This is a genomic window from Streptomyces sp. NPDC056361, assembly GCF_042262805.1.
Taxonomy (GTDB): Bacteria; Actinomycetota; Actinomycetes; order Streptomycetales; family Streptomycetaceae; genus Streptomyces.
The window spans coordinates 1-12114 of record NZ_JBHJQI010000086.1 but is presented as its reverse complement, the minus strand read 5'-3'; the positions used below and the strand labels follow the sequence as shown (position 1 = coordinate 12114).

At 73.7% G+C, this 12114-nt stretch carries 11 protein-coding genes; 9 read left to right on the top strand and 2 right to left on the bottom strand.

Annotated features, from left to right (window positions below; translation table 11 throughout):
- The first annotated feature begins 113 nt into the window (after nt 1-113).
- The 4 genes from ACFCY7_RS25470 to ACFCY7_RS25455 all read left to right on the top strand — a co-directional run bounded on the left by ACFCY7_RS25470 (nt 114) and on the right by ACFCY7_RS25455 (nt 3210).
- Entirely contained in the window at nt 114-338 is a 225-nt protein-coding gene (locus ACFCY7_RS25470; protein WP_376488364.1) for a hypothetical protein, read from the top strand.
- A gap of 174 nt (nt 339-512) precedes the next feature.
- On the top strand, nt 513-1883 hold the full coding sequence (locus ACFCY7_RS25465; RefSeq protein WP_376488363.1) for a tetratricopeptide repeat protein: 1371 nt from the start codon (nt 513-515) through the stop codon (nt 1881-1883).
- 101 nt (nt 1884-1984) lie between these two features.
- Nucleotides 1985-2680: a helix-turn-helix transcriptional regulator gene (locus ACFCY7_RS25460; protein ID WP_376488362.1), complete on the top strand. Its 696-nt coding sequence runs from the start codon at nt 1985-1987 to the stop codon at nt 2678-2680.
- A gap of 32 nt (nt 2681-2712) precedes the next feature.
- Complete coding sequence (locus ACFCY7_RS25455; protein ID WP_376488361.1) at nt 2713-3210, top strand: DUF3291 domain-containing protein; 498 nt, start codon at nt 2713-2715, stop codon at nt 3208-3210.
- 164 nt (nt 3211-3374) lie between these two features.
- Here the strand turns inward: ACFCY7_RS25455 and ACFCY7_RS25450 are convergent, their stop codons facing one another.
- Nucleotides 3375-4022 carry a CoA transferase subunit B gene (locus ACFCY7_RS25450; RefSeq protein WP_376488360.1) on the bottom strand — a complete coding sequence of 216 codons (648 nt, stop codon included), beginning with the start codon at nt 4020-4022 and terminating at the stop codon, nt 3375-3377.
- A gap of 1 nt (nt 4023) precedes the next feature.
- Nucleotides 4024-4800: a CoA transferase subunit A gene (locus tag ACFCY7_RS25445; protein ID WP_376488359.1), complete on the bottom strand. Its 777-nt coding sequence runs from the start codon at nt 4798-4800 to the stop codon at nt 4024-4026.
- Nucleotides 4801-5127: 327 nt separating this feature from the next.
- On the opposite strand from ACFCY7_RS25445, the gene ACFCY7_RS25440 reads away from it, so the two are divergent.
- The 5 genes from ACFCY7_RS25440 (at nt 5128) to ACFCY7_RS25420 (ending at nt 12073) form a co-directional block, all read left to right on the top strand.
- Complete coding sequence (locus ACFCY7_RS25440) at nt 5128-5922, top strand: 3-hydroxybutyrate dehydrogenase (RefSeq protein ID WP_376488358.1); 795 nt, start codon at nt 5128-5130, stop codon at nt 5920-5922.
- A gap of 156 nt (nt 5923-6078) precedes the next feature.
- The gene (locus ACFCY7_RS25435; RefSeq protein ID WP_376488357.1) at nt 6079-7449 is read left to right on the top strand and encodes an MFS transporter; all 1371 of its coding nucleotides are present in this window, start codon (nt 6079-6081) and stop codon (nt 7447-7449) included.
- 253 nt (nt 7450-7702) lie between these two features.
- Nucleotides 7703-9781 carry a helix-turn-helix domain-containing protein gene (locus ACFCY7_RS25430; RefSeq protein WP_376488356.1) on the top strand — a complete coding sequence of 693 codons (2079 nt, stop codon included), beginning with the start codon at nt 7703-7705 and terminating at the stop codon, nt 9779-9781.
- Between the two features lie 211 nt (nt 9782-9992).
- Nucleotides 9993-11111 (top strand): substrate-binding domain-containing protein, encoded by a 1119-nt coding sequence (locus ACFCY7_RS25425; RefSeq protein ID WP_376488355.1) that lies wholly within the window; start codon nt 9993-9995, stop codon nt 11109-11111.
- Nucleotides 11112-11341: 230 nt separating this feature from the next.
- Complete coding sequence (locus ACFCY7_RS25420) at nt 11342-12073, top strand: dienelactone hydrolase family protein (RefSeq protein ID WP_376488354.1); 732 nt, start codon at nt 11342-11344, stop codon at nt 12071-12073.
- The last annotated feature ends 41 nt before the right edge of the window (nt 12074-12114 follow it).

The window sequence follows — 12114 nt, the reverse complement described above, 5'->3', positions numbered from 1 at the left end:
TGCCTGGTCACGGCAGTGCGCGTCGACATCGCGATGGCGCATGATGATGCCCGGCGGGGGGCGGGCGCGCCTCCGTGCCGGAATCGGGAACGCCCACGTACCGGGGGAACGTCATGGCCAAGCCTGTGCACGCGGCGATCGGGGAGAAGCCGATCCGCTGCCAGATGTGTGAGAACGACACCTTCCGCGAGCGGGAGGTGAAGCTGAACAGCACGGGGATGGAGTTCTTCAACATGGCCTGGGCGAACGAGTCGGCGACCGGCCTGATCTGCTGGTCGTGCGGATACGTGCACCTGTTCGTCAACCGCGACATCAGGCTGTATCGGATGGCGGGATAGCCGGACGCGTGCCCCGGGGCGTGCACCGGGTGCGCCCCGGGTGCGCCCCGGGTGTGTTCGGGTGTCACCTGTTCGGGGCCTGTGCGCGGTGGTCGGGAGGTGGCTTCATGGGGCTGGCGCCCCGGCCGGGGCGTCGTTCGTGTGTTCCCGAGGCGTCGCGTGAGGTGATCTGGGATGGCGACCGACCGGTACGGCCACTTCCTGTACGAGGGTACGGAGGAGGGGGCGGCGCATCTGGACCGGGCGGTGGAGGCGCTGCTGTTCTTCAGGCCGGAGGTGGTCACGGCCGTCGGGGACCTGCTCGCGTCGGACCCGGTGTCGCCCGTGGGGCAGGCGTTCGCGGCCTATCTGGGGGTGCTGGGCACGGAGCCGGCCGACGCCGCCGTCGCGCGGGGACGGTTCGCCGCGTACGCCGCGGGCCTCGACCGCACGGCGCTGCCGCCGCGCGAGCGCCTGCACACGGCGGCCGCCGAGAGCCTCCTCGCCGGCGACCTGCGGCGGGCGAGCGGAATCCTGGAGCGCCTGGCCCTGGCGTACCCGCGCGACGCGCTCGCCCTGTTCGTCGGTCACCAGCTGGACTTCCTCACCGGTGACGCGGTGCGCCTGCGCGACCGTGTCGGCGGCGCGCTGTCCGCGTGGGACGCGGACGACCCGCACCGGGGGCCGCTGCTCGGCATGTACGCCTTCGGCCTGGAGGAGTGCGGTCACTACGACCGCGCCGAGGAGGTCGGCGCGGCCGCCGTCGCACGCCACCCCCACGACGTCTGGGCCGTCCACGCCGTCGTGCACACCCACGAGATGCGGGGCCGGTACGCCGAAGGCGCCGCCTATCTCGAAGCCCGTGCCGGGGACTGGTCGGGCGGCAACTTCCTCGCCGTGCACACCTGGTGGCACTACGCGCTGTTCGCCCTGGAGGCCGGCGACACCGACACCGCGCTGCGCGTCTACGACGCGAACCTCCACAACGAGTCGTCCGCCGGCCTCGCCATGGAACTCCTGGACGCGGCCGCCCTGTTGTGGCGGTTCCACCTGGCAGGCCTCGACCAGGCCCCGCGGTGGGAGGCGCTCGCCGACTCGTGGACCACACGGGCCGACCCGCCGTTCTACGCCTTCAACGACGTGCACGCCGTCATGTCCTACGTCGGAGCCGGCCGCCCTGCCGAGGCCGAGCGCCTCATCGCCGACCGGCAGCGGTGGCTGGAGCGGACCGGGGCGGGCGACCTGACCAACGACGTGATGACGGCGGAGATCGGCCTCCCGGTCTGCCGGGCCCTGGTCGCGCACGCGCACGGCGACCACGGGACCGCCGTGGACCTGCTCTGGCCCCTCCGGCGCCGCTTCCAAGAGTTCGGCGGCAGCCACGCCCAGCGAGATGCCGTCCAGAAGACCCTCCTCGAATCCTCCTTGCGGGCCGGCCGGCACGACCTGGCCCGCGCCCTGATCAGCGAGCGGACCGGACTGCGCCCGGACAGCCCGTACAACCGGCTGAGCCAGGCCCGCCTGGCCGCCGCGCTGGACGGCGGCGCGAAGGAGAGCGTGCGGTAGGGGCGGGGCGGGGCGGGGCGGGGCGGGGCGAGGTGAGGCGTGGTGGGGCGGGGCGCGGCGGGCTTTCTATCTCCAATCCGCGTTGTTCCTAGAATGGTCACGTGGAGGACATCGATGTGATCGCGGTGCTGCAGGATCCGGTGCGGCGCCGACTGTACGAGTACGTGGCCGCGCAGGGCCGTGAGGTCGGGCGCAACGAGGCGGCCGAGGCCGCCGGGGTGGCGCGGACGCTCGCCGCGCACCATCTGGAGAAACTGACCGAGGCCGGGCTCCTGGAGAGCGGCAGCCGCCGGCTGACGGGTCGTTCGGGGCCGGGAGCGGGGCGTCCCGCCAAGGTGTACACGCGGGCGCGGGTCGAGCGGTCGGTGTCGCTGCCCGCGCGTGACTACCGCACGGCCGCCGAGCTGCTCGCCGAGGCCGCCGAGGAGGCCGGTCTCGACGCCGGTCTCTGCGCGGCCGCGCGGCGCAGGGGCGAGGCCCTGCGGGGATCGGATCCGGTGTGCGGGGACCTGGACGAGGCCGTGGAGACGCTGGCTCGGCGGGGGTACGAGCCGCATGTCGAGGAAGGTGAAGGGGTCGGCGAAGGTGAAGGGGTCGGCCAGGTCTCCCGTGTCGTCCGGATGCGCAACTGCCCGTTCCATGCCGTCGCCGAGCGCTTCCCGCCGCTGGTCTGCGGCATGAATCTCGCGCTGCTCGAAGGGCTGATCGGCCAGGGGGGTCCGCTCCGGGCGCGGATGGACGCGCGGCCGGGGGAGTGCTGCGTGGTCGTCGAGATTTCTAAAAACAATGAAGATTGACATAGAAAAGCGGGCCGTGCTGGGATGAGGTCATGACCGCATCCCAGCACGCCTCCCACCTCGCCCAGCTCAACGTCGCCACGCTCCGGCACCCGCTCGACGACCCGCGCGTGGCGCCGTTCGTCGAGATGCTCGACCCGGTGAACGCCGCCGCCGACGGCGCGCCGGGCTTCGTGTGGCGGCTCGTGGAGGACGGGGCGGCCGACGCCACCGGGCTGCGCCCGGCGGGGGAGGACGTCATCGTCAACCTGTCGGTGTGGGAGACCCAGGAGGCGCTGTGGGACTTCGCCTACCGCAGCGGTCACCTGGAGGCGATGCGGCGGCGCAGGGAGTGGTTCGCGCGGCACGTCGAGGCGCATCTCGTGCTCTGGTGGGTGCCCGCGGGTCACCTCCCGACCGTCGGCGAGGCGCTGGAACGGCTGGCGGACCTGCGGGCGAACGGGCCCTCCCCGCGCGCGTTCACCTTCGCCTCCTCGTACGCCGCCGCCGAAGCCGCCCCGTCCCTCCAGGCCCCGCCGCCGACGGTCTGAGGCGGAGGGGCCTTCCTCGGAACCGGGTGTCGACGGTCCGGGGCAAGGGCTTCCTCCGAGCCGGGGCCGACGGTCCGGGGCGGGGGCTTCCTCCGAACCGGGTGTCGACGGTCCGGGGCGGGGGCTGGAGCTCGGCGTCGACGGGCCGGGGCCGGGGATCCTTCTCAGGACCCGATGCCGGCCGGGACGGTCAGGTCGGCGGCCGTGGCGGCCCGGACCTCGTCGAGGGTGACGCCGGGGGCGAGTTCGACGAGGACGAAGCCGTTCGCGGTGACGTCGACGACGGCGAGGTCGGTGATGACGCGGTCGACGACGGACCGGCCGGTGAGGGGCAGGTCGCAGGCGTCCACGAGCTTGGGGCTGCCGTCCTTCGCGGTGTGCTCCATGAGGACGATGACCCGCCCGGCGCCGTGGACGAGGTCCATCGCCCCGCCCATGCCCTTGACCATCCGGCCGGGGATCATCCAGTTGGCGAGGTCGCCCGAGGAGGAGACCTGCATGGCCCCGAGCACGGCGGCGTCGACGTGGCCGCCGCGGATCATGCCGAAGGACAGGGCGGAGTCGAAGAACGAGGCGCCGGGCAGGGTGGTGACGGTCTCCTTGCCGGCGTTGATCAGGTCGGCGTCCAGTTCGTCCTCGGTCGGGTACGGGCCGACGCCCAGGATGCCGTTCTCGGACTGCAGGACCACCTCGACGCCGGGCGGCAGGTGGTTCGGGATGAGCGTGGGGAGGCCGATGCCGAGGTTGACGTAGGTGCCGTCGACCAGTTCCCGGGCGGCGCGGGCCGCCATCTGCTCGCGGGTGAGCGCCATGTCAGGCACCGCCTTCCGGTCGAACGGTACGGCGCTCGATGCGCCGCTCGGCCGCGGGATCGCCGGGGGACACCCGGACCACGCGCTGGACGAAGATGCCGGGCAGATGGACCTCGTCGGGGTCGAGTTCGCCCGGTTCGACGAGGTGGTCGACTTCGGCGACGGTGATCCGGCCCGCCATGGCCGCGAGCGGGTTGAAGTTGCGTGCGGACGACCGGAAGACGAGGTTCCCGTGCCGGTCGCCGATGGTCGCGCGGACCAGGGCGAAGTCGGTGGTGATGCCGTGTTCGAGCACGTGCGGGCGGCCGCCGAAGTCGCGGGTCTCCTTGGCGGGCGAGGCGACGGCGACCGAGCCGTCGGCCGCGTAGCGCCAGGGCAGTCCGCCCTCGCCGACCTGAGTGCCGGTTCCGGCGGGGGTGTAGAAGGCGGGGATGCCGGTTCCGCCTGCCCGCAGTCGCTCCGCCAGCGTCCCCTGGGGCACGAGTTCGACCTCGAGCTCGCCGCTCAGGTACTGCCGGGCGAACTCCTTGTTCTCCCCCACGTACGAGCTCGTCATGCGCGAGATCCGGCCGGCGGCGAGCAGCAGCCCGAGGCCCCAGTCGTCGACGCCGCAGTTGTTGGAGACGATGCCGAGGTCGTTCACCTCGCGCTGCCACAGGGCGTCGATCAGCGTGCCGGGTATCCCGCACAGCCCGAAGCCTCCCACCGCGAGGGAGGAGCCGTCGGATATGTCGGCCACCGCCTCCGCCGCGCTCGCGACTGTCTTGTCCAGACCCATACGGTCCCCTTCCCTCGGGCGAGCCGGGTCGACCTCGCAGGTCAGAGCCGGTGCCGGTACTACCGAACGGCTGCGAGCCTAGGCAGGCGGCAGAAGGGCGGACCATGTCTGTCATCCACACATCAACCCCGGTGGAGGTAGCGGTGACCACCTGGGTAGGGGTCGTGTTCAGGGGCGGAACCGGTGCCGGGCGCCGGGTGTGGGGCCCGATGGCACGGCGACTTCTGGTCCCACGGGACCTATGGCGTCAGACGACACTGAAGACCACCGCTTTGTAGGGGCCACTCACATGGGACGGGATCGAGGTGCTCCCTAATGTTTCCGGCCATGACGAACACATTTCTCGCCCCGGCTCCTCTGCCGCCACCCAGCGCCGCGGTGGACCTGAGCGGGCGTACGGCTCTGGTGACCGGCGGTGGAAGCGGCATCGGCAGGGCCTGCGTGCTCGCCCTGGCACAGGCGGGGGCCGTCGTCCACGTGGTCGACCGGGACGCCGCCGCGGCCAAGGCCGTCGCGGAGATCGCCGGCGGGAAGGCGCACGTCGCCGACCTCGCGGACGCGGGATCCGTCGACCTCCTCCCGGTCGAGGTCGACATCCTCGTCAACAACGCCGGCCTCCAGCACGTGGCCCCCCTCACGGAGTTCCCCCCGGAGCGCTTCGAGCTCATCCAGAAGGTGATGGTCACCGCACCGTTCCTGCTGATGCGCCGGGTCCTCCCGCACATGTACGCCCGCGGCTGGGGCCGGATCGTCAACGTCTCCAGCGTCCACGGACTCCGGGCCAGCGCCTACAAGTCCGCCTACGTCGCCGCCAAGCACGCCCTGGAGGGGCTCAGCAAGGTCGCCGCGATCGAGGGCGCGCCCCACGGCGTGACCAGCAACTGCGTCAACCCCGGCTACGTCCGCACCCCGCTCGTCGAGGGCCAGGTCCGGGACCAGGCCGCCGCGCACGGCATCAGCGAGGGCGACGTCCTGACCGACGTCCTGCTGGCCCGCTCCCCCGTCAAGCGCCTCCTGGAGTCCGAGGAGGTGGCCGCCGCCGTCCTCTGGCTCTGCGGCCCCCACTCCGGCTACCTCACCGGCGCGTCCCTGCCCCTCGACGGCGGCTGGACCGCCGGCTGAGAAGCCCGGCCCACATGCCGGCTGAGAAGCCCGCCGACCCGTCGGCTGAGAAGCCCGGCCCATCCGCCGACTGAGAAGCCCGGCCGACCCGAGGCCCCCGCACGCGCCACCCGTACCACCCCGTCCCGTCCCCCCTTGTGAAAACCCGGTGAACCCATGTCTGACACCACCACGCCGAGAGGCGGCATCGGCCGCATCGTCGGCGCGAGCCTGATCGGCACCACCATCGAGTGGTACGACTTCTTCCTGTACGGCTCGGCCGCCGCCCTGGTGTTCAACACGCTGTTCTTCCCCACCGCAGACCCGCTGGTGGGGACGCTGATCGCGTTCATCACCTACGCGATCGGGTTCGCCGCCCGCCCGCTCGGCGGCATCGTCTTCGGCCACTTCGGAGACAAGATCGGCCGCAAGAAGCTCCTGGTGCTCAGCCTGCTCATGATGGGCGGCGCGACCTTCGCGATGGGCCTGCTGCCCACGTACGACACGATCGGCGTCTGGGCGCCGATCCTGCTGACGGTGCTGCGCCTCGTCCAGGGCTTCGCGCTGGGCGGCGAGTGGGGAGGGGCCGTCCTGATCGTCTCCGAGCACGGCGGCGACAAGAACCGCGGCTTCTGGGCCTCGTGGCCGCAGGCCGGCGCCCCCGGCGGCAACCTGCTCGCCACCGGCGTCCTCTCGCTGCTCGCCGCCGTGCAGTCGGACGCCGCCTTCCAGTCCTGGGGCTGGCGCATCCCGTTCCTGCTCTCCGGCCTGCTCGTCATGATCGGCCTGTGGATCCGCGTCTCGGTCTCCGAGTCCCCGGTCTTCCTGGAAGCCCAGGCCAAGGCCGAGGCCGCAGCCGCGGCGGGCGTCAAGGAGGAGGCCCCGGTCGTCGAGGTGTTCCGGCGCAGCTGGCGCGAGGTCCTCTCCGCGATCGGCACCCGGTTCGGCGAGAACATCTCGTACTACATCCTGACCTCGTTCCTCCTGGTGTACGTCACCACCCACCTGGGCCTGCCCAAGAGCACCGCCCTGAACGCCGTCCTGATCGGCTCGGCCGTCCACTTCGTCACCATCCCCCTGTGGGGCGCGCTGTCCGACCGCATCGGCCGCCGCCCGGTCACCCTCATCGGTTCCGCGGGCATGGCGATCTGGGCGTTCGTCTTCTTCGGCCTCGTCGACTCCAAGTCGTTCGCGGTGATCGCCCTGGCCGTCACCGCCGGTCTGCTCCTGCACGGCGCGATGTACGGACCGCAGGCCGCGTTCATCTCCGAGATGTTCGACACCAAGGTCCGCTACTCCGGCGCCTCCATGGGCTCCCAGCTCGCCTCGATCCTCGCCGGTGCCCTCGCCCCGATCATCGCCGTCGAGCTCCTCAAGGACTACGGCAGCTCCACGCCCATCAGCGTCTACCTCTGCGCCGCCGCCGTGATCACCACCATCACCGTGGCCGTCACCAGGGAGACCCTCGGCCGCGACCTCAGCCGCACCCGGGACGACCAGACGGCCCAGGCGCCTTCCGCCCCCGTCCCCGCGAGCGACCGGGCCTAGGTCCTGTCAGGAAAGTCCTGCCTGGCTCTACTTTCCGGACAGGCCCTAGGCCTGCCGGGGCGGGTCCCCTCCGGGCCCGCCCCGGCACCGTCCCGCCGGCGAGCCGCCCTCTCCGGCGCTGTCCTGGTGGTGGACGCGGCGGGCCGGATAGACACCCGGGACCGGACACGTGCCCCGGACACGGCACGCGTCCGCGCCCCTGACACGTCACGCGCCGCACCCCCACCCCGCACACGGCCCGCGAGGAGGCCTCATGACCGCCGACCGTCGAGGCGACGCCGGGACGCCGATGCCCGGCGAGGGCCGCGTGCCGGTGCGTGGCGGGGCCGGGGCGGCGGCGCACGGCGGGGCCCGGGTGGCGGTGCGCGGTGAGGCCGGGGCGCCGCCGGAGCATGACGCGCTCGGAGCGGCGGGGCAGGGTGGGGTCGAGGTGGCGGCGCCCGCGGCCGCCGCGCGAAGCCTGCTGGACCTGCTCGCCGCGGGCGCCCCCGCCGAGCAGCTCGCCGCCCAGCCGGCCCGGTCGCGGGCGGGCGGGGCCGGTACGGCGGAGGCCGCCTGGATCGAGGAGACCACCGAGGCCGCCCTGGCCGTGCGGCGCGTTCTCGACCAGTACCGCCGCAGGGAGGCGGAGCTGGTGGCGCTCTTCGACACGGCGGGCGACCTGGCGGGGCTGCGGGACCTCGACGCCGTGCTCCGCGCCATCGTCCGGCGGGCGAGGACGCTGCTCGGCACCGACATCGCCTACCTGACGCTCAACGACCCGGTCGCGCAGGACACGTTCATGAGGGTCACCGACGGGTCGGTCTCCGCGGCCTTCCAGCAGCTCAGACTGGGTATGGGGGAGGGCCTGGGCGGGCTCGTCGCGCAGACCGCCCGCCCCTACGCCAGTACGGACTACCGCACCGACCGGCGCTTCCGGCACACCGGCGCGATCGACGACGGGGTGGCCGAGGAAGGACTGGGCGGGATCCTCGGCGTACCGCTGCGCGTGGGCCAGGAGATCATCGGGGTGCTGTTCGCGGCGGACCGGGCGCCCCGCGCGTTCACCCCCGACGCCATCGCGCTCCTCGGCTCGCTCGCCGACCACGCGGCCGTCGCCATCGACAGCGCCCGACTCCTGGACGAGACCCGCTCCACCCTCACCCGGCTCGAAGCCGCGAACGCCACCGCCCACGCGCACAGCGAGGCGCTGCACCGGGCCTCCGACGCCCACGACCGCCTCACCAAGCTGGTCCTGAGGGGCGCGGGCATCGACGACGTGGCAGCCGAGATCGGGGCGCTGCTCGGCGGCGGGGTGGCCGTCCACGACACCGACGGCAGCGAACTGGCCCGGTCCGGCACCGGACCCGTCACCCCCTCCGCCGAAAGCCTGGCCGCCTCGCACACCGACGGCCGGGCCGTCCACGCCGACTCCGTGTGGACCTGCGCCGTCCTGGCCGGAACCGAGGCCCTCGGCAGCATCGTGCTCACCGGACGGGCCGACCTCTCCGAGGCCGACCGACGCCTCTTCGAACGCGCCGCGCTGGTCACCGCGCTGCTGCTCCTGATGCGCCGGTCCGTCGCCGAGACCGAGGACCGGGTGCGCGGCGAACTCCTCGACGACCTCCTCGTCGACCCCGCCGCGTCGCCGCGCTGGGACGGCGGAAGCCTCACCCTGCGCGCCCGGCGCCTCGGCGTCGACCTCGCCCGGCCCCACTCCGTCGCCGCCCTCGACTGCGAGCCCGCCCTGCGCGCCCGGCTCTCCGACGAGACCGCCCGCAAGGCCCGCGGCCTCGGCGGCCTCGCGGGCACCCGGCACGGCCACGTCGTCCTCCTCGTCCCCGGAGACCGCCCCGGGCCCCTCGCCCGCACCCTCGCGGACGACCTCGCCCGTACCCTCGGCACACCCGTCACCGTCGGCGCCGCCGGCCCCGGACACGGACCGGAGCACCTCGCCGCCCTCCACGCCGAGGCCCTGCGCTGCCTGACCGCCCTCCACGCCCTCGACCGCACCGGAGAGGGCGCCGACATCGCCGACCTGGGCTTCATCGGCGTCCTCCTCGGCGACCGGTCCGACGTCGGCTCGTACGTCGAGCGCGTCCTCGGCCCCGTCCTCGCCTACGACGCCGAGCGCGGCACCGAACTGGTCCGGACCCTCCGCGCCTACTACGACCAGGGCGGCAGCCTCTCCCGCGCCAAGGACTCCCTTCACGTCCACGTCAACACCGTCGTCCAACGCCTCGACCGCGTCGCCCAACTCCTCGGCCCCGACTGGAACACCCCCGCCCGCGCCCTGGAGACCCACCTCGCCCTCCGCCTCCACCAGCTCGCCAGGGGCGCCACCGGCGGCTGATCCCGTACGGCTCCGCTCCCGCACGGCGGCCGGGCAGGAGGGGACCGCCACCGCCCCGGGCGCCGCCACCGGCAGCCACCGAACGGTGGCCGGCGGCAGGGGACCGGTGACCCCCGCACGGTCATTTCCCGGGCGGTTTCCGGTCGGTTCCCCCTCGGCCGGTGGGCTACGCTGCGCCCGCGAAACCCGACCGGAGCGAGGGGCGGCACCGATGCGAGAGAGCGTGGAGCAGCGGCACCGCCGGATCCTGCGGGTGGTGCGCGAACGCGAGAGCGTGCGGGTCAGCGAACTCGCCGCGACTCTGGGGGTGTCCGTGGAGACCGCCCGGCGGGACGTGGCCGCCCTGGCCGACGTCGGACGGGTGCGGCGCCTGCACGGCACCGTCACGTGGCCGACCGCCCCGCTCAACGCCCGCGACGCGCGCGTCGCGCGCCGGAGCTCGCCGCCGACGCCGAGCGGACTGGTGCTCGGCATGGTCGTGCCCGTGTCCGACTACTACTTCCGCGCGGTCGTCCAGGGCGCCCGCCAGGCCGCGGCCGACGTCGGGGCACGGCTGCTGGTCGGCATCACCGACTACGCGGCCGACCGCGACCTCCAGCACGTCGCCACCCTGCTCGACGCCGGCGTCGACGGCCTCCTCCTCGCGCCCAGCTGGTCCGTCGGCGGCCCCACCGCCGAGGAGGCCGAACGCTTCGCGGAGCCCGCCGTGCCCGCCGTGCTCGTCGAGCGCCGCATCCCCCTCGGCGTGCCCGGCTCCCACCTCGACCGCGTGGTGTCGGACCACGCCGGCGGGGCGGCCCTGGCCGTCCGGCACCTGGCGCGGCTGGGCCACCGCCGGGTCGCCCTGCTGGCCCGGCACACCCACACCCGCCCCGCGGTGCGCACCGGCTACCTCTCCGCGGTCCGGGCCCTCGGACTGCCCGACGACGACCTCTCCCCGGCCCCGACCGTGCCCTGGGGGCACCCCGACGACATCGTCGCCAGGGAGCACCTCCTCCGGCTCATCACCTCGGGCGAGGTCCGCGCCGGGCTCGTCCACACGGACATCGACGCCCTCAACCTCCTCCAGTGGCTCACGGCCCACGGGGTCCGCGTCCCGCGGGACTTCGCCCTCGTCTGCCACAACGACGAGGTCGCCGCCCTCGCCGACATCCCCCTGACCTCCGTCAGCCCCGCCACCTTCGCGGTCGGCGAGGCGGCCGTCCGCCTCCTCGTCCGCCGCCTCGAAGACCCCGACGCGGCCCACTCCGCCATCGAGTGGCTGCCGCGGCTGGTGGTCCGCGACTCCTGCGGCGCCGCACCCACGCCACACGATCCGGAGACGCGCTAGGCGTTGCCCGTCGCTGTCGCTGTCGGGCGGTTCGTCGGGCCGAGGAGGGCGCGCGGAAAACCCTTTGGCCGGCCGGTGACACCGCTGCTACGTTGCCGGAGGCCGTGCGAGAGAACGAGGAGGTGGTACCCGTGAACGCAGAATCGACATGGGTGCTCTCCTCCGGGGTCACGGTCGGGCGATAGGTCGTCCGGGAGCGCCGTACCGCAGCACTCCCGAAAGGCACGACCATGGCCCTTCACTTCACGTCCGAACAGCGCCTCGACGACGGCGTCCTCGAACGCGCATTCACGCTCGGCGAGATTCCCGGCACCCTGTGGACGCCGGCATCCGCCGCACCCGTCCCCTTGGTCCTCATGGCCCACAACAACGGCCTGCCCAAGAGCGACCCCCGGCTGATCGCCCGCGCCCGGCACACCGCGGCGGCCGGCTACGCGGTGGCGACGATCGACGCCGCCGGGTGCGGCGACCGGCCGCGCTCCGCGGCCGACGAGCAGGTCCGCGCCGACCTCCGGCGGGCGATGCGGGCCGGCGAGCCGGTCGACGAGATCTTCGAGTCCCTGGTCGGCCCGCTCGTCGAGCACGCGGCACCGGAATGGCGGACCACCTTGGACGCCCTCCTGGCACTGCCCGAGGTCGGCTCCGTCTCGGTCGGGTACTCGGGGTGGACCGCCCTCGGCATCCGTCTCGCGGTGCTCGAACCGCGCATCGCGGCCGTCGGCTTCTTCGCCGGGGGGTTCGTTCCCCGCGCCCAGCGCGATGAGGCCCGACAGCTCACCGTCCCGCTGCTGTTCCTGCTCCAGTGGGACGACGAGGGGAACCCGCGGCAGCGCGCGTTGGACCTGTTCGACGCCTTCGCGACCGAGGAGAAGACGCTCCACGCCAACCTGGGCGGACACGTCGGCACCCCGTGGTTCGAGGTGGAGGACGGGGCCCGGTTCTTCGATCGGCACCTGAAGTAGGGCCGCGCCGGCCCCCGCCCCCTGCCGACTCGGCACGGGGC

What these genes read in the sequence shown, in the direction of transcription:
- ACFCY7_RS25420 (WP_376488354.1), top strand. Translation starts at nt 11,342, where the DNA reads ATGGCCCTTCACTTCACGTCCGAACAGCGCCTCGACGACGGCGTCCTC.
- ACFCY7_RS25430 (WP_376488356.1), top strand. Translation starts at nt 7,703, where the DNA reads ATGACCGCCGACCGTCGAGGCGACGCCGGGACGCCGATGCCCGGCGAG.
- ACFCY7_RS25425 (WP_376488355.1), top strand. Translation starts at nt 9,993, where the DNA reads ATGCGAGAGAGCGTGGAGCAGCGGCACCGCCGGATCCTGCGGGTGGTG.
- ACFCY7_RS25470 (WP_376488364.1), top strand. Translation starts at nt 114, where the DNA reads ATGGCCAAGCCTGTGCACGCGGCGATCGGGGAGAAGCCGATCCGCTGC.
- ACFCY7_RS25445 (WP_376488359.1), bottom strand. Translation starts at nt 4,800, where the DNA reads ATGGGTCTGGACAAGACAGTCGCGAGCGCGGCGGAGGCGGTGGCCGAC.
- ACFCY7_RS25455 (WP_376488361.1), top strand. Translation starts at nt 2,713, where the DNA reads ATGACCGCATCCCAGCACGCCTCCCACCTCGCCCAGCTCAACGTCGCC.
- ACFCY7_RS25465 (WP_376488363.1), top strand. Translation starts at nt 513, where the DNA reads ATGGCGACCGACCGGTACGGCCACTTCCTGTACGAGGGTACGGAGGAG.
- ACFCY7_RS25440 (WP_376488358.1), top strand. Translation starts at nt 5,128, where the DNA reads ATGACGAACACATTTCTCGCCCCGGCTCCTCTGCCGCCACCCAGCGCC.
- ACFCY7_RS25435 (WP_376488357.1), top strand. Translation starts at nt 6,079, where the DNA reads ATGTCTGACACCACCACGCCGAGAGGCGGCATCGGCCGCATCGTCGGC.
- ACFCY7_RS25450 (WP_376488360.1), bottom strand. Translation starts at nt 4,022, where the DNA reads ATGGCGCTCACCCGCGAGCAGATGGCGGCCCGCGCCGCCCGGGAACTG.